This window comes from Glutamicibacter sp. M10 (assembly GCF_025452055.1).
In the GTDB taxonomy this organism is placed as follows: domain Bacteria; phylum Actinomycetota; class Actinomycetes; order Actinomycetales; family Micrococcaceae; genus Glutamicibacter.
Genome location: NZ_CP104918.1, coordinates 1,637,799 through 1,660,105, shown reverse-complemented (window position 1 = coordinate 1,660,105; position 22,307 = coordinate 1,637,799). Strand labels below are relative to the sequence as shown.

The window sequence follows — 22,307 nt, the reverse complement described above, 5'->3', positions numbered from 1 at the left end:
GCTCATCCCTTGGTGGCCCCGCTCTCTAGTCCCTGAATCATTGCCTTGTTCAGGACTAGGAATACCAGCAGTAGTGGTGTCACCGAGATGCATACGGCTGCGAACGTCGCTGTCCAGTCTGTATTGCCCATAGCACCAATATAGTTCTGCAATCCCAGAGGAATGGTCTTCAGCCCATCGGAGAGCACAAAGGTATTGGCGAAGATGAAATCATTCCAAATGAAAATACTGTTCACCAGAATCACCGTGACGATGGTATTCAAAGACAGTGGGAAGGTGATCTGAGTAAAGATCCGATATGGTCCGGCACCGTCTAAGGACGCTGCCTCGTAAGTCTCACGGGGAATGAATCCGTAGAACGAGGAGAACAGATAGATGGCCATCGGCAATGAGAACGCTGCCAGCGGAATGATCATTGACAGGTGCGTATCAAGTAATCCAATTTTGGAGTAGTCAATGAACAATGGCACCAAAGCGATCTGCACCGGAACAATAATGCCCAGCAAGAACAGTGCACGAACCACCGAGCTAAAGCGGAAGCCTAGAACCTGCAACGCGAAGGCTGCCATCATTCCTGCAACAACAATCAGCGCGCTAGAGCCAAGGGTAACTATCAGGCTGTTGACGATGTTCAGTCCCAGATTTCCGGTCGCAAATGCGCGCGAATAGTTATCTAGGGTGAACTCGGAAGGCAACGCAAATGGGTTGCCACCAGCAAAGTCGGCCGCGGTGCGGAAGCTGGTCAAGAACAGCCACAGCAGCGGGTACACCTGAACTATCACTATCAGCACAACGGTCACGATCAGTAAGGTACGGTGCACGCTGCCTCGTGGCCGTTTGGCCTTTGGTGCTGCTGGTGGCTTCTCAGCTATCGGTGTAGTCATGGGCTTTTCCGTTTCAATCTGAACAGTAGTGCTCACGATTCGTCCTTACGTCGCAGGAGGAGGTAGATCAGGCCAACAGCTACCAAGCACTCGATCACAATGAATACGGAGATCGCGCTGGCGTAACCGTAGTCCGTGTGAACAAACGCCGTTTTGTACATGTAGGTTGTCAGCAGTTCTGAAGATTGACCGGGCCCGCCGTTGGTCAAGAGATAAGGAATATCAAAGCCACGCAGAGCAAAAGTGGTGGCCATGATCGTGGTGGTGATCCAGACTGGGCGAATGTGTGGGAAGCGGATATTCCAGAAGACCTGCCACCAGGACGCCCCATCTAAGCGAGCAGCTTCCTCAAGTTCTCGTGGCACTGAGATCAACGCTGCATAGATGATCAGCATGTACAGGCCGGTGTACCTCCACCCCTCAGGGATGGACACTGCAGCAAGTACTGTCTGCACATTTGAGAGCCATGCAGTTTGTAGGTCCCCCAACCCAACCCATTGCAATACCTGGTTGAGCATGCCAACAGGTTCAAGTGAGTAGACCCGCAGGAACAAGAAGGCAATGGCCACGGTGGAGATGACCGCCGGCAACAGGTACAGCGTCTTGACAAGTTCCCGTGCACGAGGCAATGCGGTGAGCAGGCTTGAGACAACTAGTGCTCCACCTAATTGCAAGACCAAACAGATGACCAGATAACCCAGTGCATTGGCGAAGGCCGTCCAAAACACATCATCACGCGACAGCATCTTCACGTAGTTATCTAGGCCGACAAACCTCATGTCGGTGATCCCATCCCACTTATAGAAGCTGAGGACCAGCGACTGAACGATGGGAAGGAGAACCGCGACACCATAAATGATCAACGGTGGCACTAAGAAAACTGCAACAGATAATGCTGAGCGGCGCGGAAGCATGGACTGAACAGCTTTACGGCGTTGACGCCGCGGACGTGCGCGCCTATTCACAAAGGCTGTCTGTGTATCGCTAGCCACCGACGTTCTCCTTCAACGCTGCGTCCATGGTGGTCACGAACTCATCAGCGGTGATGTCCCCCTGGACAAGCAGAGTCAGTTCCTGTTGCAGGCGAGTATTTGTTGCCGGGTCCAGTTGGGTATCCCAAGGCATCGCGATGTTGCTGCCCACGTCATTGGCCTGCTTGATGGCACGGTCATAGAGCTTCGTGGCCTTCTTTGGGACGGTGGTCTTTGCACCCGTAGTTGGTGAGAGAGCACCGGTGGAAGCGTAGAGCTCTGGGTAACGTTCCAGTGCAAAGGCCAAGAAGTCGCGAACCAGAGGATCATAGGTCTGGGCATTTACTGCCATGCCAATACCTGAAGGGGTCACGTACTCGTTTTCCGCCGTCGCTGAACCATCAATGGTTGGCAGGGTGAAGTAGTCAACATCCTCACGTACCCCAGCGTCTAATGTTCGGTGGCCAGGTTGCTCAGCTCCCAGGTACCGGTATTGTAGACAGCTGCCTTACCGGAGGTAAAGAGTGCTTGCGCATCGGCGTAACCGGTGGATGAGAAGCCCTTTTGGAAGCAACCTGCTTCACCTAGCGACTGTAGCCATTCTGCTGCTGCCTTACCTTCAGGGTCAGAGAATTTTGCCTCACCGGCCTTCAGCTTCTGCACGTATTCAGGGCCAGTCATGCGGAACGGGTAATAGGACATGTACCGTTCCAACGGCCACTGATCCTGACCATCCAAAGCAATCGGGGTGACGCCCTTTGCTTTCAGAGCCTTACACATGGCAGGGAAATCATCGAGGGATTTTGGAGCTTCAACGCCAGCGGATTTGAAGATGTCTTTGTTGAACCAGAAGAATTCAAGCTGGAATTCAAAAGGAACCATGTACAAGGACCCATCATCAAACCGCTGGTAGTTCAGCGCCGCTTCACGATATTCATCATTGAGTCCAAGGTCTTTCAGCAGAAGATCAACATCCACCATCCGATCTTGGCCAGCCAGCTTTTGGGCGAAAGGCGTTGCATCAGTGTCAAAGAGTTCAGGAAGTTTGTTAGCCGCGGCCAGAGTCTCATACTTCTGAATGTAGGAAGGCCTATCTGGTGTGGTGATGAGGTTCAACGAGAATCCAGGATGATCTTTCGCGTATTCATCAGCAATTTGTTCCATAGTCTTGATCACCCCGCCATCTGCTGGCCGGGAGAGCAGCCACGAAATTTCGCGGGCCTCGATTTCTCCGGTGGGATTGATGTCGGTGGGATCAGCTCCTGCGGAGCTTCCTCCACAGCTGGATAGTGCTAGGGCAGCGGCGGCGAGGATTGGCAGAAACTTGGTTGTGCGGTGTGTTCTGGTCATGGCTCAGTTCTCCGTTGAAGTGAAGGTGCATCAAAGTGGATTGTGCACAGTGCTGGATTGGGCCCTCAGGCTGAGGGTGCGACGAGTCTGTTCTCTTTGATCTGTGCGCCGGGCTGATTAGCCTCTCGCGTTGCTACTGAGAAGTGAGAGATCGTAACTGCTCCTTCTCCAACAAAGGCTCCGGCACGGCCGGTTGGCCTGTCATAGAGCCGAGTACTTAGAACTGTGGAGTCATCTAAAGTGGCTACGCACAAATCTGCATCCACGATGACTTCTAGTTCGTGATGCCCAGGTTCGAGAGAACAAGGTCGTTCCAGCTCGATCGCAAAGGGTACATCTCCGGAGATATGCCATTGTTCCGTCCCGGTGGCCCGTCGTGGCCACCGGTCGAGAACTAGCCGTCCACGGTGTGGTTCAAGTCGAAGCGCATACCCTTGGTCGCCGTCGGCGCTGGCGCGCAATAGGACACCAAATTCTCTGGTTCCCTCTTCCACTTCGAAGTGAGCACGTAGGCGGAATGCGCTTGGGGTGTCCTTATCGGTGAGGATATCGCTGTAGCCACCGGCTGCATCGAGCCGGGTGCCGGCAGGTAATGAATCTTCTTGGCTGGTGAATATTGACCGGAATTCTTGAGGCGGATGAAAAGCTAAGGTTCCGTCGCTGCGCTGCTCAGCTTCAAGCACGGACATGGTTCCTGCCCATTGCCAAGGCCCGTCATCATGTGAGTTTTTTTGGAGGCAATCCAGCCGAAGAATAACCGACGTCCATCGCGTTCTGCAGATTTAGCTGCGTAATAGGCCCGCCCGTCGAGGGTGTCGTATTCGGGAACAATCCAAGGCCCCTTTAGATCCCGCGCCATTCGATAGCGTGTGGTGAATGCGTCGCTGAATTCGGAATAGACCATGTACCACCAGTCCCCTATCTGGAAAACTTCAGGGCATTCGTGCGCCACGTAGCGTCGTGGATCCCAGAACGGTTCCACTGCTTCCCAATGGTTGAGGTCACTGGAGGTGCACTGTGCAATGGTCCCGCGTCGTCGTTCCGGGCCGCTTTCGTGGCGAGCAGCGATGAGCATTCGCCACAACTTGGCATCGGCATCCCAGAAGACAAATGGGTCTCGCCAATCTCCAGACTCATATCCTGGGCCAGCTCCGAAGGTGTGTTCCGGGTGGCGTTGCCAAGAGGTCATGTTGTCATGGCTCGTGGCGTGCATGACCAGCTGAAGGGCCCGGCCGTCTTGTCCGAGGTTCTCTGGATTTTGTCCGGTGTAGAAAGCGTGGTGTGTACCTTGGTCATCAAGCACGATACTGCCGGTGTAGATGTTGAAGTCTTCGGCCAGCGAACCACCGGATGCGATTGCTTCGCCGTTTTCACGGTAGGTCACCAGGTCTTCGGTAGTTACGCGGTACCAAGGCATTCCCCGGTGGTAGCTCCGCGATCTTCGTGCAGGTAGAACAGATGGAAGACTCCATCTTCCTGCCAAGGAATGACATCGCCGACCCACGCGTCGTTCGGCTGGTAAAACCCTCGTGCTGTCATGCTCTGTCTCTTCCTTGAGGTTAATCGGTTAAGCAACACTTTAGTGGCGTGAGTCACAATTGGTCAACCGGTTAAGCAAAGAAATTACAAACGTACTTTTATGGGTTCAAAAGCAAGGACGCATGAAGCGTTGTGTACCTAATGTTGAGCGTTGCACTGACTGTGGAACCCTATGAATCTGCAGCAATGCGGCGCGGTTGCGTGAGCCAGCTCTTATCCTCGGCAGTTAACAAGATTCAGGTAGGCATGTCTCCACCGTTAGAAGACAAAAAGTCGCTTCCGAATGCAGAACAACTCATGCATTCAGAAGCGACCATGGTTCAGACCTCTTATGAACTATGCCTTGGGCGAGAGAACAATATTCGTTACCGGCTGCGACGAGTCCGTCGCAAAGTCCAGTCCCGACGGAGCTACACCGTCAGCAACCAGCTGAGCTCCAAGCGCCGCGACCATTCCACCGTTATCAGTGCACAAGCTGAACGGTGGCACTAACAAGGCGATGCCCGCAGAAGCGCAGCGAGCAGCAAGCAGTTCACGCAGTCGAGTATTTGCTGCGACTCCCCGCCCAAAAGTACAGTCTTCAAACCGTGCTCCTGCATTGCCCGGACGGCCTTAGACGTAATTACGTCAACAACTGCTTCTTGGAAGGAAGCGGCAATGTCAGCCACAGGGATATCTTCACCGTTGGCTTCGAAGTGTTCTACACAGCGAGCCACTGCAGTCTTCAATCCAGAGAATGAGAAGTTATGGCGGTGCTTGCCTGGGTTCTCTTCGCTGCCTACAAACTTGGGCAGGGTCAATCCACGCGGGAATCGGAATGCCTTGCGGTCTCCATCCTTGGCTGCTTTGTCGATAGCAGGGCCACCCGGGTAGCCCAGACCTAGCAGTCGCGCGGTCTTGTCGTAAGCTTCGCCGGCAGCGTCATCAATGGTGGAGCCAAGTAGTTGTACATCATTGGTCAGCGAGGTGACCTTCAAGATTTCAGTATGCCCACCGGATACCAGCAAGGCACCGAAGGTTGGGGGAAGGATGGTTCCTTCAAGTACGCCTACGCCAACGTGCGCCACCAAGTGGTTGATTCCGTAGAGCGGTTTCCCGGTAGCCAAAGCCAGAGCCTTGGCGGCCGAGACGCCCACCATCAGCGCTCCGGCTAGTCCTGGGCCGCTGGTTACGGCAATAGCGTCAATGTCATCCAGAGCCAGCTCTGCGGTATCAAGGGCAGACTGCAGAGTTGGAACAAAGGCCTCGAGGTGTGCACGGGCAGCAATCTCAGGAATCACTCCGCCAAAACGTACGTGCTCATCCATGGAGCTAGATACCGCATTGGCCAAGAGGCGATTACCACGCACAATGCCCACACCGGTTTCATCACATGAAGATTCAATGCCTAAAACAATTGGTTCGGTGGTGCTCATGCTTTGTTGTCTTCCTCTTGTCCCTGCAGGGCATCCAATTGCAGTCTCATGATCAATGCGTCAACGCCACCCTTGTAGTAGCCCACACGTCGATGAATGGTTACGAATCCCATTGATTCATACAGTGCAATAGCTGTTGGATTATCAAAACGTACTTCCAGCATGACATCTAATACGTTTCGTTCCTTAGCCGTCTCAACCAATAGCGTCAGAAGTTTACGGCCAAGGCCCTGCCCTTGGAATTGCGGACTAATGGCAATGGTCTGGACGTCGCTGATAGGCAAGACGGTGCACAGCCCGGCGTAGCCAACAACTTTGCCTTCGCTCACGTAAACCCAGTAATTGCGAGTTTCGCTTTGTGCCAGTTCTGACTCAAAGGCAGCTAGTGGCCATGCATCTTCTGGGAACAGTTCAGTTTCTAGCTTGTGGACTTCAGGGATATCACCGACAGTCATCTCGCGAAGGGTCAGGCTCATGCTTTTGCCTGCTTCATGAATGCTGGGACCTGCGCGTCAGATTCACGCAAATACTGCGGCGCAGTATTGGACAGGTCTTTGCCCGCGGACAGATCTGCGATTCCCCGCTGGGCCAGATTGGCGGCATCTGCAATCCAGTCAAAGGACTGCTCTTGTGCTTTAACGCCGGCTTCTTGAAGCTGCTCTTGGTACAGACCCGCGCCTACACCGTAGACCGGTAGCGATGGAAGTGTTGAGGCCGCAGCAACATGTGGTCCGTCAAGGATGTCACCGCTCTGGTTATATCGAGCCCAATAGACTTCTTTGCGCCGCGCATCCGAAGCAACGATAAATTCCTCAGGTACGTTTTCTTCTTGCCTCACGTGTTCGGCGAGCGCGTGCAGGGACAGCACGCCATGCACTGGGACGTTCCATACAAATCCAAAGGTCCGCGCTGCAACGAGGCCAGCACGAAGTCCGGTGTAAGGACCGGGGCCGACGCCAACAAAGATTCCGGCAAGAGCCTTGCCTTCTTCATTGTTGTCGGTCAGTAGTTCTCGCACGTAGACAGCCAGAGTTTCAGTTTGGTCATTGCCCTTGGGTGAAGTTTTCTGGGCGATAACTGAACCAGTGGTGGAATCGACCAGTGCTACCGAGGTATGCGCAGAGGTGTCGATGGACAGATAGTTAGGCATGCTTCTCTCCGGTGCGCTGCGCGTTGATAGCAGAGCGCAGGTTGTCTTTCAGCTGAGCAAAGTTTTCTGAGTCCCAGCGTGGGCCGATGGCTTTGAGCGTGAACTCTCTAGGTTCATCCACTTCTTCTTCGGATTCTTCCCATGGATTGTCTACTGCTGGGGCATTGGCCTCGCGGTCCAGGACGATTTCTAACCGTGAGTCGGTTAGGTGCTCCACTTTGCCCAGACCCCATTCAACAACGGTGACTGATTCAGCCAAGGTGGATTCTAAGTCTAGGGTGTCCACGTCATTCTGATCCTTCAGTCGATAGGCATCAACATGAATCAGCGTCGGTCCCTCACCCAACGACGGGTGCTGACGAGCCAAGACAAAAGTCGGAGAGATGATTCCTTCGCGAACATTTAGCCCGATACCCAACGACTGGGTGAGTGTGGTCTTCCCTGCACCTAAAGCGCCAGTAAGGATCACAAGGTCACCAGCGATCAGCTGCTCCCCCAGTGCCTGTCCCAGAGCTTCAGTGTGAGCCAGGTCAGTTAGCTGGCAGGTAAATTCCTGATTGGCCTTACTCACCAGCTTCACCCCAGCTACCTTCAACGTAGTAGCGAGGTACGCGTGGGGAGACCCGAGTGACAACTTCATAATTAATGGTGTTAGCTGCGTGTGCCCAGGTGTTCACCGATTGTCCGCCCTCGCCGAAGATAATGGCTTCTGCCCCCAAGAAATCGTCTGGATCAATGTCTGCTCCGAGATCGATAACGCACTGATCCATGGCAATACGCCCCCGTACTGGATAGCTACGACCTTTGACGGTGACGGGTGCTCCGGTAGCAATGCGTGGCAAGCCATCCGCATAGCCCATGGGAATTAGACCGAGGTAGGTCTCACCTTCGGTCTTATAATTCAATCCGTAGGAGACTCCTTGACCGGCGTGTACCTTTTTCACGTTGGCTACGCGGGTGACCACCTTCATTGCTGGTCGCAGTCCCAAACTCTCGGGTGAATCACTCTCAAAAGGACTCAGGCCATACAGTCCAAGGCCTAAGCGCACCATGTCGTGGTGTGCATCTGGGCGCGAGAGGATGGCAGGAGTATTGGCAATGTGGCGGACTTCTAGATCAAATCCGGCTGCTTCGACCATCTCAATAGCTTTGCTAAACAGGGCTAGCTGTTCATCGGTTTCTGGGCGCTCTGGTTCATCTGCCACCGCGAGGTGAGAGAACAGTCCAACGACGCGAAGCAATCCTTCTTCCTGGAAAGCGTTGGCGCGATTGAGCAGATCCGGGAAGGCATCCATGGTGGATCCGTTACGTCCTAGCCCGGTGTCAATCTTCAGATGAATACGTGCTGGGGTTTGTACGCAGCGTGCAGCGACAGCGACGCGTTCTAGTTCCCAGCCGGAAACACCAAGATCAAGACCGGCAGCAATGGCGGCTTTAAATGGTGTGTCTTCGGTGTGGAGCCAGGCAAGGATTGGCGCTTCGAGTCCCGCTTCGCGTAATACCAGGGCCTCAGTGACGTGGGCACAGCCAAGCCAGCTTGCCCCACCGTCGACTGCTGCTTTGGCTACTGGGATAGCGCCGTGGCCGTAGGCGTCTGCTTTAACAACGGCCATCACTGCTGCTGGAGCTACTACGTCAGAGATTTGCTTGACGTTGTTACGGATAGCCGACAAGTCAATAATTGCTCGGCGTTCAAATCCGTTGCTCTGCGCATTCTCGGTACTAGTTGTCACGTTGCTTTCTTCAAGCGCTTCAGAGTTCACGTATATATCTTCCCACTTTTCCCTCTGGGTTGCTGTGATGTCTCTTGCGCAGTGCAGCACATTGATGAGTTAAGCTAGAAGGGACGGATTGAAGCATCTGTTGATGCTTCAATCCGTCCCTTAGAAACGGTTGTGTGGATCGTTTAGCGCAGGTTCTTCAGTTCGTCGCGAATCTGCTCCAGGATAGCCAGCTGTGGGTCTGGCTCTTCCTCGACCTCTTCTTCGGTCAGGCCTCGACGAGCTGCGAGCTTTTCATTGACCTTCTGCATTGGCAGTACCAGTGCGAAGTAAACAGCAGCAGCGATCAGCAGGAAGTTAACCAGTGCGGTCAGGAAGACACCGAACTTGATGTCAACACCGTTGATGTTCAGCAGCAGGAAGCTGTCGAAGTTTGGGGAGCCCACCAATGCAGCGATAAGCGGCATCAGAATGTTGTCAACAAGGGCGGTAACTACGGCGCCGAAGGCAGCACCGATCACAACAGCAACGGCCAGATCGACAACGTTGCCCTTCATAATAAAATCGCGGAAACCTTTAAGCATGTTTAGAGCATACACAGGAGTAGCACAGGATCAAGTGCAAATCTCCAGATGAAATCGATTAATTCGGCAAACTCTCAGGTTACGTTTCCCGCGCGTATATTCTCCATCCGGATAATTTCAGGCTAGATTTTGCGCAAAAGCATACGTCGTACAGAGTGATCCGCAGATTTGCGCAGGACTAACTGGGCACGCCCCCGAGTAGGCAAGACATTCTCTTTCAGATTTGGTTCATTGATCCGTTTCCAGATTCCGTGAGCTGTCTCACGTGCCTCTTCATCGCTCAACAGCGAGTACTTGTGGAAGTAGCTGGCTGGATCCGCGAAGGCACCAGAGCGCAAACGCATGAAGCGGTTGATGTACCACTCTTCGATGTTGCTAGTGCGGGCATCAACGTAAACGGAAAAATCAAAGAAGTCACTCAGCGCAAGACCCACGGTTCCATCAGAACGGGTACGTGCAGGCTGCAACACGTTCAGCCCTTCAACAATCAAAACCTGCGGGCGGCGAACTACGTTGCGCTCCCCGGGATGATGTCATAAGTCAGGTGTGAGTACACCGGCGTACTTACTTCAGGCACACCCGACTTCACTGCAGAAACAAACCTCAGCAATGCACGGCGGTCATAAGACTCAGGGAAACCCTTGCGGTGCATGATCCCACGGCGTTCAAGCTCTGCGTTGGGGTACAAGAATCCGTCAGTAGTAATCAACTGAACGTCAGGAGTCTGTGGCCAGCGGCGCAGCATTTCCTGCAACACGCGAGCGGTGGTTGATTTACCTACAGCTACAGAACCAGCCACACCAATAACAAATGGAGTGCGCGTGGTCTGTTCACCAAGGAATGTAGTTGTTGCCTGATGAGTCGCTCCGGCGCCTTCGACGTAGAGATACAACAGGCGGCTCAGGGGCAGGTAGACGTCCCGGACCTCTTGGAGGTCCAGTTCATCACCAAGGCCACGAAGCCGTTCAATGTCAGCAATGTTTAGTGGCTGTTCCATCTGGTCAGACAGCCGCGCCCAGGTCTCGCGCTCAAGATCAACAAAAGGAGAGATGGGTGTTTCAAGTGTTCCGTGTGGTTCCACGAGGTCAAATTCTGCCAAGAATATGCTCTACATCCCAATTAAGGGGTCCCACCCACAGAAATTTGCACTTAGTTTCCTTATCACTAGTGGGCTATGCCATAGCAATTATTGAGTGCTCAAACACGATTATTCCCATCGATAGGCATTGACCCGGTAAGATTTTGCTCATGTGCGGAATTGTTGGATATGCAGGAACCTCGAGCCGAGTTGCCGATCATGGCGCCCTCGACGTTCTAATTGAAGGTTTGCGCCGGTTGGAATACCGTGGCTATGACTCGGCTGGTGTCGCAGTTGTTGCCGATGGCGCTATTCATTCTCGGAAGAAGGCCGGCAAGCTGGTCAATCTTGAGAATGAAATTGCTGAAGCTCCATTGCCTAAGTCAATGACTGGCATTGGACACACCCGTTGGGCAACCCACGGTGGGCCGAGTGATGGCAACGCCCACCCACACCTAGCCGATGGTGGCAAGCTTGCCATGATCCACAACGGAATTATTGAAAACTTTGCCGGTATCAAGGCTGAACTCGTTGCCGATGGCATCACGTTCCTGTCTGAAACCGACACCGAAGTAGCAGCTGCCCTGCTAGGCAAGCTCTACGCCACCAAGGCAGCGGGCGACTTGACCCTTGCCATGCAGCTTGCAGTAGCCCGCCTTGAAGGTGCCTTCACCTTGTTGGCAGTCCACCAGGACCACCCAGGTGTTGTTGTCGCTGCGCGCCGCAACTCACCATTGGTTCTTGGCTTGGGCGACGGTGAGAACTTCCTCGGTTCTGACGTTTCCGGCTTCATCGACTTCACCCGTCGCGCCGTGGAACTGGGTCAGGACCAGATTGTCACCATTACCCCAGATACTCACTCCATCACTGACTTCCAGGGCAACCCTGCTGAAGGCAAAGAATTCACCGTTGACTGGGATGCAGCCAGCGCTGAAAAGGGCGGTTTCCCGTCCTTCATGGAAAAAGAAATCTTTGACCAGCCTGCCGCTGTGGCAGATACCCTCTTGGGACGTTCAGACGCTGATGGCCGTCTAACCCTTGATGAGTTGCGTATCGCTCCAGAGGAACTGGCTAAGATTTCCAAGATTGTTGTTCTTGCCTGCGGTACCAGCGCTTACGCCGGTTCTGTAGCTAAGTACGCTATCGAGTCCTGGTGCCGAATCCCAGTTGAGGTTGAGCTCTCCCACGAGTTCCGTTACCGCGAACCTATCGTGGACGAGAACACTCTGATTGTTTCCATCTCCCAGTCCGGCGAGACCATGGATACTCTGATGGCTGTTCGTTACGCCAAGGAACAGGGCGCAAAGACCATGTCCATCTGTAACACCAACGGGTCCACTATCCCGCGTGAATCAGACGCTGTTCTTTACACCCACGCTGGTCCGGAAATCGCAGTGGCTTCCACCAAGGCATTCTTGGCTCAGATCACCGCAACCTACCTGCTGGGTCTGTACCTGGCACAGTTGCGCGGCAACCTGTTCCAGGGGCAGATCAAGGACATCCTCGCTGACCTCGGCAAGATCCCTTCCAAGATTCAGGACATCCTGGACCGCGCGGATGAGATCAAGGAATTGGCTCGCGCCATGTCCGAGGCTAACTCGGTGCTCTTCTTGGGTCGCCACGTTGGATACCCAGTAGCAATGGAAGGCGCCTTGAAGCTCAAGGAAATCGCCTACATCCATGCTGAAGGCTTCGCCGCCGGCGAGCTGAAGCACGGTCCAATTGCTCTGATTGATGACGGTCAGCCAGTCTTCGTAGTGGTTCCTTCCCCACGTGGTCGCGATTCGCTGCATTCCAAGGTTGTCTCCAACATCCAGGAAGTCCGCGCACGTGGTGCAAAGACTCTGGTTATCGCCGAAGACGGCGATGCTGCAGTCAAGGACTTCTCTGAGTGGGTCTTCTACGTTCCTGAAACCCCAACCCTGCTGATGCCACTGCTGGCCACTGTGCCGCTGCAGCTGTTCGCCTGCGAACTGGCTTCGGCAAAGGGCTATGACGTTGACCAGCCACGTAACTTGGCTAAGTCAGTGACCGTGGAGTAATCCACCAAGCACCATCAAGATTGCGGGCATCCACTTGAAGTGGATGCCCGCAATTTTATGCCCACAACAACGCCGGATAAGCTGGAACCTATGATTGCAGGTATCGGAGTGGACATTGTTGACGTGCCACGGTTTGGCCGACAGCTCGAAAAGACTCCACGCCTCAAAGAGCGTCTCTTTACCGAAGAAGAACGAGGCCTTCCGTTGCGTTCTCTTGCAGCCCGTTTTGCGGCCAAGGAAGCCATTGCCAAGGCACTGGGCGCACCGGTGGGGATGAACTGGCAAGACTGCACTATCCGCAAGGATGAAGCCGGAGATCCTCAGGTACACATCACCGGTTCCGTGGCTGCAGCCAGCGAGCTACGAGGAATCACTTCCTGGCATCTGACCATGTCTCATGACGGCGATATGGCCATCGCCATGGTTGTCGCTGAACGCTGAGTATTCCCTATCCAAAGAATAAAGACACGTTAGACACTAAATAGGGCTTCGCACAGCGGATTTGAGTATTGTTTGTCTTATGATCTCTGTCTACAGTGTTGCGCAAATTCGTGGGGTCGAGGCCCAAGAGATTTCCAAACGCGGTGAAGCTACATTAATGAAGCAAGCCGCCTCGGAACTGGCCTCAGCAGCCACCGAGATGTTGGCTGAAAACCCGGGTACCGAACCAGCATTTGTTGTAGGACTCATTGGTCCTGGCAACAACGGTGGAGATGGCCTTTACGCATTAGCTGAACTACAGCAGCAGAATGTCTCCACACTGGCGCTGCAGTATGGCGAGCAAGTACACGCTGAAGCCGCTGCCGCTTACACCCAGGCCGGCGGAACACTCACTGACTTCACTGACGGACAGAGCGAACTGGCCAATGCCTCGCTAGTCATTGATGCAATCTACGGTCTGGGCTACCGCGCTGGTTCCCCACTGCCGGCACTCCCAGCACGCGCACGTGTACTGGCCTGCGACGTACCTTCCGGTTTGAACCCGGAAACCGGTGAAGCAGAAGACAACGTACTTCGCGCCGAACGCACCGTAACCTTTGGTGGATTGAAGTCGGGTCTGCTGACTCTTGACGCTCCACTGGTCACCGGAGAGATCTCCGTAGCTGACCTTGACTTTGATTTTTCCTCTATCACCCCGGCAACTAGCTTGGTTGATGAAGCAGCGACTCTTGAACTGTTGGATCAGCACCGCTCATGGCGAGATGCTGGACGGCACAAATATCAGCGTGGAGTTTTGGGTCTCATTGCAGGTTCTGAGCTTTACCCGGGCGCTGCCCAGCTCACCGCCAAAGCTGCAGTATCTTGCGGGGTTGGCATGCTTCGCACCCACGTACCCGAAGCGGTGCAGTCATTGATTGCAATCTCCGTCCCGGAATCCGTGCCTCTGGATGATGATCAGATCAAAGAAGCATTGTCCTCTTCACGCCGCCACCTTCACGGCAAGGGTGCCAAGATTTCGGCATGGGCCATTGGCCCTGGTCTAGATGGACGCACTCCCCCAACCGGCGCGATTGCTGAAGTCTTTGCCAGCCGTCAACCTGCAGTCATTGATGCTTCCGGTCTGGAAGTTGTTCCTGCCGGACCAAGCCAACAGCCTCGTGTACTGACTCCACACGCCAAAGAGCTACAGATGCTCCTGGGCCGTGCCGGCGTGAAAGTGACCCCCGACGAGATTTCTCAAGATCCAGTTCGCTGGACACGCTGGGCTGCCTTGTCCTATAACGCTGTAGTGCTCCTCAAGGGCCCAACCACCTACATCGTGGCACCCAACGGCAGTAGCCTAGTGGTCTCGAATTCGGCTCCTGAACTGGCAACGGCCGGCAGTGGAGATGTCTTGACCGGTATCCTCGGCTACTTGCTCTCCGATAACTCAATAACCGGTACACAAGGCGCACGCACCGTGCCTAACCGTCGCATTTTGGAACTGGCTGCCTGCGCCGCAGTAATCCATGGTCATCTTGGTCGAGTCACTGCTCAAGACGGAACGGTCAGCGCTTCTCGCCTGATTGAAAATCTACCGAAGGTTATGAAGCACTTCGGCTTCTAATCAAATTTCGCTTGCAAACGGCTGGACCACTTTTGGTCCAGCCGTTGCTTGATCCTAAGGCAAGCAGAGCGTTCGGCTGCCCTACACGTTTCTTTGACTTAGCTAGGACCACCCAACAACCAGTCGCGCAGCTTGCGCTGGGATAGTCGGGTCAATTCCCGTAAGTTCTGTGAAGCGTTTGAGTCTGTTCATCAATGTGTTGCGGTGGCAGTACAGTTGCTCTGAAGCTACGGAAACACTTCCTGTTTCAAGATACGCGGCTACGGATTCGCGCAAACGACGCCGCTCGGTCACACCGCATGTTTCCAGTGCCCGTTCAGCAACATCCAGATCTGGAGCTCCTGCTCGGTCCAGCTCAAATCGTGCCATCCGCGCCCATCCTCGCTGCCACGTCATGGCTCCTGATTCATCGGGATCAATGAGCTTTGCTAGTGATGTAGCCACTGATGCGACCTGCGGGATCCGTTCCAAAGCGCACCCTTCGCCAACAAGTCCGCAGCTGACTTGTTCCAAGCCCAAATAGAACTTGTGCAAGGCTGCGCCAGCGCGGGCACCTGCAGGGAAAAAGACGACTAGCGCATCACCCAGAGAGTAGGTGTAGATCTGGGCCTCGCCAGGATTCTTTGCCATCACGAGGCGCAGCTGTGGAATGTGATCCCACAGTGCCACCGCCACCACGTACTCGGTGTCAACGCTCTGTCCAAGTTCTTCCGCAATACGTGTCAGCTCTGCAGACGTCAGAGTTTTCTCACTAAAAAGTGTAGCCAGATAGCTTTGGCGCATGCTCGCCGCTTCAGCTTGGATTTTGGCTAGTTCAGCAACGTAGGCACGTTGTGTTGCTCCCGCGTAACCGTCCACGACTTCCCAGACGCGGGCCGTATGTTGCACTAAAAGTTGTGCATCATCTTCATTGGCTATCGAAGTAATTGCTTCCCAGATTACTGAAAAGTCGAGTCGGATTGCAGTCATGAGCGCTTCGATAGGCACCCCGGCGCGTGCACGTGAGACACCAACGTCAACCGAGATCTTGTCCCGGTCTTTCAAAAACTCAGGTGCGTCTTCATCGGTTTCCAGCGCCAGGAGCAGGGCCTGGAATGATGCACGTCCGGTACGTTGAATTTCGTTGGCCGGTAACGACGAGTCAACGTAGTCCGGCAGAGCTTTCAGCCTTCGCATGAACTCGTCGGTGATAGCTCCCAAGTCCACCTGGTGCAGAAGCTCACGCCAACGGTCGACAGCCCCTGATTGTTGATTTTGCGTGATTGCCGGGAAATCTGGAGTTAACATTCACTCATCTTATGTGCATTTGCACCGTTTGTGGCATGGAACTCGTTGAAAATGGTGCAACCAGCGACGCAGTTTCCTTGCGAAGATTGTTGTTGTCCCAGTCACCAAGGCGGCATGCAGCGATGCAACAGCCCTCCATCGGAATTACAGGCAGAGAATCCCATGAATGACACTGAAACACTCGAAGCTGGCGCAACGCGTCAGATCTCGGATAAAGAGGCTACGAAGGTTGCTGTTGGCGCTCTCATCGGCACCGCCATGGAGTGGTACGACTTCTTCCTCTTCAGCGCAGCAGCAGCGTTGGTCTTCAACGTTCAATACTTCGCTAATGAAAACGCCACGGCGGCCGCACTTGCATCCTTTGCCACCTTCGGTGTGGGACTGGTTGCCCGCCCAATTGGCGGCATGGTCTTTGGCGTCATGGGCGACAAGATTGGTCGCCGTAAAACTCTGATGATCACCATCGTCGGCATTGGCATGATTACCGGCCTGATCGGTTTGCTCCCAACCTACGCCGCCATCGGCGTCCTCGCTCCGGTCCTGCTGGTCTTGCTGCGCGTAGTTCAGGGACTCTTCGTGGGCGGCGAGTGGTCAGGCGCGATGACCATCGTGGTAGAAAATGCTCCGTTGCACCGTCGTGCACGCTACGCGGCTTTGCCGCAGATCGGTTCACCGATTGGCACCATCCTCTCTTCGGGTGGTTTCTTCTTGATGACGATTTTCTTCTCCAAAGACAACTTTGACGCCTGGGGCTGGCGCATCCCATTCCTGGCTGCGATTCCTATGCTGTTGGTTGCTTTGTACATTCGTAGCCGACTCGATGAATCCCCCGTGTTCAAAGAACTTATGGAAAGCGGAGAGACTGAAAAAGCGCCTATCCGCACCACACTCAAGGAATCATGGAAGCAGATCATCACCGGCATGGCTGCTGGCATGCTCGGCATCGGTGGCTTCTACCTGGTGACTGCCTTTGTTGTTTGGTATGGAGTGAACGTACTGGAGTACAAGAGCTCACTGATGCTGCTCGGTGGCATCATCGCAGCCGCAGTTGAAATTCCGGTGCTCATCTTTGGCGGTCGACTCGGCGAGCGCTTCGGAGCTTCGAAGGTCATCACTTACGGTGGTCTGTTCTCCGCCATCATCGCTTGGCCAGCGTTCATGATGATCGTTTCCGGCGTTGACGCTCTGGTCCTGATCGGTATGACCCTGGCTGTCGCTGCGCTCTCCTTGCCTTACGCAGCATCAGGCACAGTGCTGACCGGGTTGTTCCCGGCTAAGACCCGCTACACCGGTGTTGGACTGGCCCAGAATGTGGCCGGCATGATCTCCGGATTTATCCCACTGGTAGCGACGGCCCTTGTAGCAGCAGCGTCCAGCCACTGGTGGCCAGCAGCTGCAATGTTGATCTTCTTGTCGCTGTTCACCGCGGTGGCCGGAATCATCACTCCTCGTTTGAGCGTGGATCTGCCCGGATTCAAGCACTAAATTCACGCATAAGCTCGCGGGCAAGATCCACATATTCTTGCCCGCGAGGTTGCTCATTCTTCATCGCACTCCCATGCAAAGGAACAACAATTCTCATGACTACGTCTGCCGGACACCTGATTGTCAAGACCCTCGAAGCACAGGGAGTGCGTCGTATCTATGCTGTACCCGGTGAGAGTTATTTGGATGTCCTCGACGGACTTCACGACTCCACCATCGAGACTGTGGTGACCCGACATGAAGGTGGCGCCGGCTTCATGGCGTTGGCCGAAGGACGGTTGGGCAGTGTTCCAGGAATCGCTATGGTCACGCGTGGTCCCGGAGCTGCCAACGCATTCATTGCTATTCACACCGCTTGGCAAGACGCGACCGCCATGGTTCTCTTTGTAGGCTTGATCCCACAGGCAGACCGAGGCCGGGCGTCCTTCCAAGAGTTCAGTCTTGATGGATGGTTTGCAACCACCACCAAAGGCATTTTTGTCATTGATGATGAACACCAAGCTGGTGACGTTGTGGCTCGCGCACTGCGCTTAGCGGCCACCGGTCGCCCTGGCCCGGTAGTAGTGGGACTGCCAGAAGACGTACTGATCCGGCTGACTGATGCTCCCGTTCCAGCAGTACTTCCGCTTCCTGAATCCGCACCGTCGGCAACTGCGCTGGCTAAGTTTTCAACGATGCTTACTGAAGCGCAACGACCAGTTATCGTTGTTGGCGGCGACGGCTGGGATACGGCCACTTCAACGGCGCTTGCCGACTTTGCCGCCGCGGCCCACGTACCGTTGATGGCTGACTGGCGCGCCTACGATGCTATCGATCACGATGCACAGGCCTACGCTGGTTGGCTCGGTTACGGACGTTCCGAGAACGCAGTAACCGCATTGGGCAATGCTGATCTTTTGGTCTTTGTTGGTTGTGCTCGCACGGACGTGCTCTCTGAGGGATACCAAGTGGCCCTAGAGACACCCAGCATCATAGTGACCACCGACGCTGAGCTCATCGGACATGCCGGACGTATTGATGCGCACCTGAGCACTTCCCCAGCAGACTTTGTCGCAGCACTGCCAGAAGCCACAACCGTACGTGGATCTCGAGGCCCGCAATGGCTAAAACAACTACGTGGTGAGCAACTAGCTTTTACCCGTTCAGGTGCCGACGGTGGTCAGGGTGTGGACCTGGGCCTTGCTTTTGAAGCCCTAGAAAAGGCGCTAGATTCCGACCGCATCCTCACCTATGGTGCAGGAAACGCTACCCTCTGGGGGCACCGCTACCTTTCGCATCATCAGCCTAAAACACTGGTTGGTCCACGCAATGGTGCCATGGGACTTTCGGTTCCAGCAGCCGTGGCGGCCAGCATCATGCATCCGGGACGCCATGTCGTCGCCATCTGTGGCGACGGAGACTTCTTCATGAATGCTCAAGAGCTCGCGGTCTCCTTTGCCCACGGTGGTACGCCATTAATTGTTGTGGTGGATAACGGCATCTTTGGCACCATCGTTGATCACCAGCAACGCAAATATCCTCAGCGGCCTTCCGGCACGTCCATGGAGAATCCCAACTTTGCGCAATGGATTCAATCCTTTGGCGGACACGGTGAGCTAGTGACGTCCACAGAAGAATTCGCTCCAGCACTACAACGGGCACTGAGCAGCGGTTTGCCAGCCGTGCTTCATCTGAAAACTGACCCCACCACGATGGGCCCAGGCACTGTGGCTCACCAAGCGACGAACAACGCACAGGAGTCAATCGCGTGAAACTCGACTTGCTCATCCGTGCATCAAATATTCTGACTCTTGACGAGGACTATCCTGTTGCCCAAGAAATGGGAATCATTTCAGGACGCATCGTCGGCTTTGATGCTGACCTCGCAGGCTGCACCGCCACTGAAGTTCATGACTTTGGCGATAAGACCATCACCCCAGGATTCATTGACGCTCACTGCCACACCACATGGTGGGGTCTTGGACTCGGAGCGCTAGATCTCTCCGGTGCCCGTGGGCTTGAAGAGCTGTATGCCTTACTCGAAGCTGAGACTCAACGGCTTGCGGACTATCCAGATCTCTGGCTGAACGGTACCGGCTTCAACCACAAGCATCATGATGGACAGTTCCCCGATATTCGTCGCCTGGATGAGATCACCGGAAAACGTCCTCTCTACCTGCGCCACATCTCAGGGCATGCTTCCATCACCAATACTGCAACCCTGCGTCTTGCTGGCGCTTTGGACCCCGGCTTCACTGACCCCGTGGGTGGATCCGTGGTGCGAGATTCTCAGGGTCAGCCCACCGGCCTAGTAGAAGAAGAAGCTCAAGGTCTGGTTCAAAAGATGCTGCTCCCCTACTCTGTGGAACAAATTGTTGGTGCCTTAGACGCGGCCACCAGTCGCTATGCCGCCGAGGGTATTACTTCCTTCACCGAAGCCGGCGTAGGTGGCGGTTGGATTGGCCACTCCCCAGTAGAGATCACCGCCTACCAACAGGCTCTAGCCGCCGGGAAGCTACACGCCCGAGCCCAACTGATGCCAACACTTGATGCGTTACGCGTACAAGAATCTCACTCTAGTGATGCTCACGGCACCGGCACGGGGCTGGGACTGGATCTAGGAATCGGCGCAGGTTTTGGCAATGAGTATTTGTCGCTGGGACCCATCAAGGTCTTCATGGATGGTTCACTTCTTGGCGCTACCGCGGCGGTGACCGAAGAATACTGCGGACACAACCACAACAGCGGGTACTTGCTGGATGACGCTCAAAGCTACCGTGAGAGAGTCTCGGCAGCCTACCGTTCCGGTTGGCCGGTAGCCCTACACTCCATTGGGGATGCAGCCATTGACCTATCTTTGGAAATCATCGGTGAGCTACAAGAAAAGTACGGTCGCAACGCACTACCTAATCGCATCGAGCACTTTGGGATCGCACGTCCCGACCAGGTAGCGACGGTAGCTAAGCACGGGATTGCCGTGACCCCGCAAGCGTCCTTTATTGAACCGCTTGGTGATCAGTTCGCCAAGCTCGTTGGCCCGGAACGTGAAGGATGGCTCTACCGTGGCCAGTCCCTGCTAGATGCCGGTGTCCTCGTTGCCGGTAGCTCGGATTTGCCCGTGGCAGATAACAACGTTCGCCGCGCGCTTGCCTCAGCGGTGAATCGGCGGACCGAAAAGGGAAAGATCCTCGGTGGCCTCGAAGAGTGCCTTTCGCCCCTGGAAGCGCTGAAGCTCTACACCGTCAATGCGGCCAAAGCCACCGGCCAGTTCACAAACCGCGGCTCACTTGCCCGAGGCAAGCTCGCTGACTTTGTAGTGCTCTCCGATACCCCACTACAAGCCCAAGCACTTGAATCCCTAGAAATACTAGCCACCTATGTAGGCGGCGTATCAACTTACAGCAACGCACAAGCTGAACTTCCAGCCGGCGCCACTAACTAACTCACAACGCAATTACCAGGAGCGAGAATGAACACTCTAGAGAACTCATTTCTGAATGATTTTAGGTCCATGAGCCAAAACGGTGCGACCCCCGGCGGTGGCGTTGACCGTCAGGCTGCCACGGTAGCCGATGGTCAAAACCGTAACTGGTTCCGCGGACTAGTAGAGGGCCATGGCTTCTCGGTGCACTACGACGCAGTGGGCAACCAATACTCATTGCTGGAACTCGTGCCCGGTGCTCCGTGGATTGCTGTCGGTTCACACCTTGACTCCCAGCCATTGGGCGGCCGCTTTGATGGTGCCTACGGCGTACTAGCCGGAGCCCACGCCGCCATCCGGGTACAGCAGCAATTTGCCGAAAGTTCCCACAACGAGAGTGAGCCCAAGTTCAACATTGTGGTGATCAACTGGTTCAACGAAGAAGGTAGCCGCTTCAAACCATCCATGATGGGAAGCTCGGTCTACACCGGAAAAATCCGAGTGGATCAGGTTCTAGTAACCACAGATCCAACAGGTGTGACGGTACAAGAAGCTCTTGAATCCATCGGCACCATTGGCGACTTTGAATTATCAGTTGCTGCTTACGTAGAAATCCATATTGAGCAAGGCCGTTCTATGGAAGATACGGGTCTGAGCATTGGGCTCGTTGAGTCCACATGGGGCGCCAACAAGTATGAATTCATTGTTCATGGCGATCAAGCACATACCGGTGCGACGTTCATTGCTGACCGTCAAGATGCACTATTGGGTGCTTCGGCATTGGTTGTTGCAGCCCGAGAAATTGCTCTTGAACATTCCACAGATGAACACATGGTGATCACCTCTTGTGGTGAGTTTAATGTCTTCCCCAACTCCCCTGTAGTAGTGGCAAGCCGGGTGAACCTGCTAGTTGATATCCGTTCAACGGATCCAGACGTATTGGCCGCCGCTGATGCAGAGTTGCACGCCCGCGTGGCAAAGATTGAACAGATGGCCAACGTTCGCATCGAACGTGGTGCTGAACATGTCTGGGCAGCTAAAGCCTATGACCAAGCAGGTTTGGACCTGGCAGCACAATCAGCCAAAGCTCTGGGACTGAGGTACGGAGTGGTCCGTACGCTAGCTGGTCACGACTCCACGAACATGAAGGATATTGTCCCAACCATCATGTTGTTTGTTCCGAGCGTTGAAGGGATCAGCCACAACGAACGCGAGCTGACCAAGGATCAAGATATGTTGGCCGGTGTTGATCTGCTGACTGAGGTCCTCACGCGAGTAGTTCGTGGTGACTTTGTTTCTCCAGATAAGGCCGCAAGCTCGTTGGCTTCGGCAACCGCCAACTGATATTTCCGGC

Annotated in this window: 18 protein-coding genes and 3 pseudogenes; 7 read left to right on the top strand and 14 right to left on the bottom strand. The window is 54.6% G+C overall.

Annotated features, from left to right (window positions below; all coding sequences use genetic code 11):
- Positions 1–2 precede the first annotated feature (2 nt).
- From N6V40_RS08170 to coaA, 13 genes and pseudogenes are all read right to left on the bottom strand, one after another.
- Positions 3–884: a carbohydrate ABC transporter permease gene (locus N6V40_RS08170; RefSeq protein ID WP_262199710.1), complete on the bottom strand. Its 882-nt coding sequence runs from the start codon at positions 882–884 to the stop codon at positions 3–5.
- A gap of 32 nt (positions 885–916) precedes the next feature.
- Positions 917–1,798 (bottom strand): carbohydrate ABC transporter permease, encoded by an 882-nt coding sequence (locus N6V40_RS08165; protein WP_262199709.1) that lies wholly within the window; start codon positions 1,796–1,798, stop codon positions 917–919.
- Between the two features lie 70 nt (positions 1,799–1,868).
- Positions 1,869–3,205: pseudogene (locus N6V40_RS08160) on the bottom strand (ABC transporter substrate-binding protein).
- Between the two features lie 65 nt (positions 3,206–3,270).
- Positions 3,271–3,894 carry a GH32 C-terminal domain-containing protein gene (locus N6V40_RS17335; RefSeq protein ID WP_315973796.1) on the bottom strand — a complete coding sequence of 208 codons (624 nt, stop codon included), beginning with the start codon at positions 3,892–3,894 and terminating at the stop codon, positions 3,271–3,273.
- Positions 3,852–4,622 (bottom strand): family 43 glycosylhydrolase, encoded by a 771-nt coding sequence (locus N6V40_RS17330; protein ID WP_315973795.1) that lies wholly within the window; start codon positions 4,620–4,622, stop codon positions 3,852–3,854. Before N6V40_RS17330 ends, N6V40_RS17335 begins: the two co-directional genes overlap by 43 nt.
- Positions 4,604–4,744, bottom strand: a complete 141-nt coding sequence (locus N6V40_RS17325; protein WP_315973794.1) for a hypothetical protein — start codon at positions 4,742–4,744, stop codon at positions 4,604–4,606. Before N6V40_RS17325 ends, N6V40_RS17330 begins: the two co-directional genes overlap by 19 nt.
- Before the next feature lie 336 nt (positions 4,745–5,080).
- Positions 5,081–6,159: pseudogene (tsaD, locus tag N6V40_RS08150) on the bottom strand (tRNA (adenosine(37)-N6)-threonylcarbamoyltransferase complex transferase subunit TsaD).
- Complete coding sequence (gene rimI, locus N6V40_RS08145; protein ID WP_262199621.1) at positions 6,156–6,635, bottom strand: ribosomal protein S18-alanine N-acetyltransferase; 480 nt, start codon at positions 6,633–6,635, stop codon at positions 6,156–6,158. The pseudogene tsaD and the gene rimI overlap by 4 nt, the downstream one beginning before the upstream one ends.
- The gene (gene tsaB, locus N6V40_RS08140) at positions 6,632–7,309 is read right to left on the bottom strand and encodes a tRNA (adenosine(37)-N6)-threonylcarbamoyltransferase complex dimerization subunit type 1 TsaB (RefSeq protein WP_262199619.1); all 678 of its coding nucleotides are present in this window, start codon (positions 7,307–7,309) and stop codon (positions 6,632–6,634) included. Before tsaB ends, rimI begins: the two co-directional genes overlap by 4 nt.
- The gene (gene tsaE, locus N6V40_RS08135; RefSeq protein WP_262199618.1) at positions 7,302–7,880 is read right to left on the bottom strand and encodes a tRNA (adenosine(37)-N6)-threonylcarbamoyltransferase complex ATPase subunit type 1 TsaE; all 579 of its coding nucleotides are present in this window, start codon (positions 7,878–7,880) and stop codon (positions 7,302–7,304) included. The genes tsaB and tsaE overlap by 8 nt, the downstream gene beginning before the upstream one ends.
- Positions 7,873–9,042: an alanine racemase gene (gene alr, locus N6V40_RS08130; RefSeq protein ID WP_242632470.1), complete on the bottom strand. Its 1,170-nt coding sequence runs from the start codon at positions 9,040–9,042 to the stop codon at positions 7,873–7,875. Before alr ends, tsaE begins: the two co-directional genes overlap by 8 nt.
- A gap of 173 nt (positions 9,043–9,215) precedes the next feature.
- Positions 9,216–9,614, bottom strand: a complete 399-nt coding sequence (gene mscL, locus N6V40_RS08125) for a large conductance mechanosensitive channel protein MscL (protein ID WP_131088752.1) — start codon at positions 9,612–9,614, stop codon at positions 9,216–9,218.
- 122 nt (positions 9,615–9,736) lie between these two features.
- Positions 9,737–10,695 (bottom strand): annotated as a pseudogene (gene coaA / locus N6V40_RS08120) (type I pantothenate kinase).
- Between the two features lie 167 nt (positions 10,696–10,862).
- Between coaA and glmS the strand changes: the two are divergent.
- From glmS to N6V40_RS08105, 3 genes are all read left to right on the top strand, one after another.
- Complete coding sequence (gene glmS, locus N6V40_RS08115; RefSeq protein ID WP_262199617.1) at positions 10,863–12,734, top strand: glutamine--fructose-6-phosphate transaminase (isomerizing); 1,872 nt, start codon at positions 10,863–10,865, stop codon at positions 12,732–12,734.
- 90 nt (positions 12,735–12,824) lie between these two features.
- Positions 12,825–13,175, top strand: a complete 351-nt coding sequence (locus tag N6V40_RS08110; protein WP_262199708.1) for a holo-ACP synthase — start codon at positions 12,825–12,827, stop codon at positions 13,173–13,175.
- Positions 13,176–13,332: 157 nt separating this feature from the next.
- On the top strand, positions 13,333–14,781 hold the full coding sequence (locus N6V40_RS08105) for an NAD(P)H-hydrate dehydratase (RefSeq protein ID WP_262199616.1): 1,449 nt from the start codon (positions 13,333–13,335) through the stop codon (positions 14,779–14,781).
- A gap of 102 nt (positions 14,782–14,883) precedes the next feature.
- Here N6V40_RS08105 and N6V40_RS08100 read toward each other — a convergent pair whose 3' ends face one another.
- Entirely contained in the window at positions 14,884–16,068 is a 1,185-nt protein-coding gene (locus N6V40_RS08100; protein WP_262199615.1) for an RsbRD N-terminal domain-containing protein, read from the bottom strand.
- 162 nt (positions 16,069–16,230) lie between these two features.
- On the opposite strand from N6V40_RS08100, the gene N6V40_RS08095 reads away from it, so the two are divergent.
- The 4 genes from N6V40_RS08095 (at position 16,231) to N6V40_RS08080 (ending at position 22,297) form a co-directional block, all read left to right on the top strand.
- Positions 16,231–17,553 carry an MFS transporter gene (locus N6V40_RS08095; protein ID WP_262199614.1) on the top strand — a complete coding sequence of 441 codons (1,323 nt, stop codon included), beginning with the start codon at positions 16,231–16,233 and terminating at the stop codon, positions 17,551–17,553.
- Positions 17,554–17,648: 95 nt separating this feature from the next.
- The gene (locus N6V40_RS08090) at positions 17,649–19,304 is read left to right on the top strand and encodes a thiamine pyrophosphate-dependent enzyme (RefSeq protein ID WP_262199613.1); all 1,656 of its coding nucleotides are present in this window, start codon (positions 17,649–17,651) and stop codon (positions 19,302–19,304) included.
- On the top strand, positions 19,301–20,974 hold the full coding sequence (locus tag N6V40_RS08085) for an amidohydrolase (RefSeq protein WP_262199612.1): 1,674 nt from the start codon (positions 19,301–19,303) through the stop codon (positions 20,972–20,974). Before N6V40_RS08090 ends, N6V40_RS08085 begins: the two co-directional genes overlap by 4 nt.
- Positions 20,975–21,001: 27 nt before the next feature.
- Positions 21,002–22,297, top strand: coding sequence for a M20 family metallo-hydrolase (locus N6V40_RS08080; protein ID WP_315973793.1), 1,296 nt, complete (start codon positions 21,002–21,004; stop codon positions 22,295–22,297).
- Positions 22,298–22,307 lie beyond the last annotated feature (10 nt).

Bases quoted from the DNA above. Each gene is read 5' to 3' on its own strand.
- N6V40_RS08170 (WP_262199710.1), bottom strand. From the start codon at position 884: ATGACTACACCGATAGCTGAGAAGCCACCAGCAGCACCAAAGGCCAAA.
- N6V40_RS08165 (WP_262199709.1), bottom strand. From the start codon at position 1,798: ATGCTTCCGCGCCGCTCAGCATTATCTGTTGCAGTTTTCTTAGTGCCA.
- N6V40_RS17335 (WP_315973796.1), bottom strand. From the start codon at position 3,894: ATGTCCGTGCTTGAAGCTGAGCAGCGCAGCGACGGAACCTTAGCTTTT.
- N6V40_RS17330 (WP_315973795.1), bottom strand. From the start codon at position 4,622: ATGCCTTGGTACCGCGTAACTACCGAAGACCTGGTGACCTACCGTGAA.
- N6V40_RS17325 (WP_315973794.1), bottom strand. From the start codon at position 4,744: ATGACAGCACGAGGGTTTTACCAGCCGAACGACGCGTGGGTCGGCGAT.
- rimI (WP_262199621.1), bottom strand. From the start codon at position 6,635: ATGAGCCTGACCCTTCGCGAGATGACTGTCGGTGATATCCCTGAAGTC.
- tsaB (WP_262199619.1), bottom strand. From the start codon at position 7,309: ATGCCTAACTATCTGTCCATCGACACCTCTGCGCATACCTCGGTAGCA.
- mscL (WP_131088752.1), bottom strand. From the start codon at position 9,614: ATGCTTAAAGGTTTCCGCGATTTTATTATGAAGGGCAACGTTGTCGAT.
- glmS (WP_262199617.1), top strand. From the start codon at position 10,863: ATGTGCGGAATTGTTGGATATGCAGGAACCTCGAGCCGAGTTGCCGAT.
- N6V40_RS08110 (WP_262199708.1), top strand. From the start codon at position 12,825: ATGATTGCAGGTATCGGAGTGGACATTGTTGACGTGCCACGGTTTGGC.
- N6V40_RS08105 (WP_262199616.1), top strand. From the start codon at position 13,333: ATGAAGCAAGCCGCCTCGGAACTGGCCTCAGCAGCCACCGAGATGTTG.
- N6V40_RS08100 (WP_262199615.1), bottom strand. From the start codon at position 16,068: ATGTTAACTCCAGATTTCCCGGCAATCACGCAAAATCAACAATCAGGG.
- N6V40_RS08095 (WP_262199614.1), top strand. From the start codon at position 16,231: ATGAATGACACTGAAACACTCGAAGCTGGCGCAACGCGTCAGATCTCG.
- N6V40_RS08090 (WP_262199613.1), top strand. From the start codon at position 17,649: ATGACTACGTCTGCCGGACACCTGATTGTCAAGACCCTCGAAGCACAG.
- N6V40_RS08080 (WP_315973793.1), top strand. From the start codon at position 21,002: ATGAACACTCTAGAGAACTCATTTCTGAATGATTTTAGGTCCATGAGC.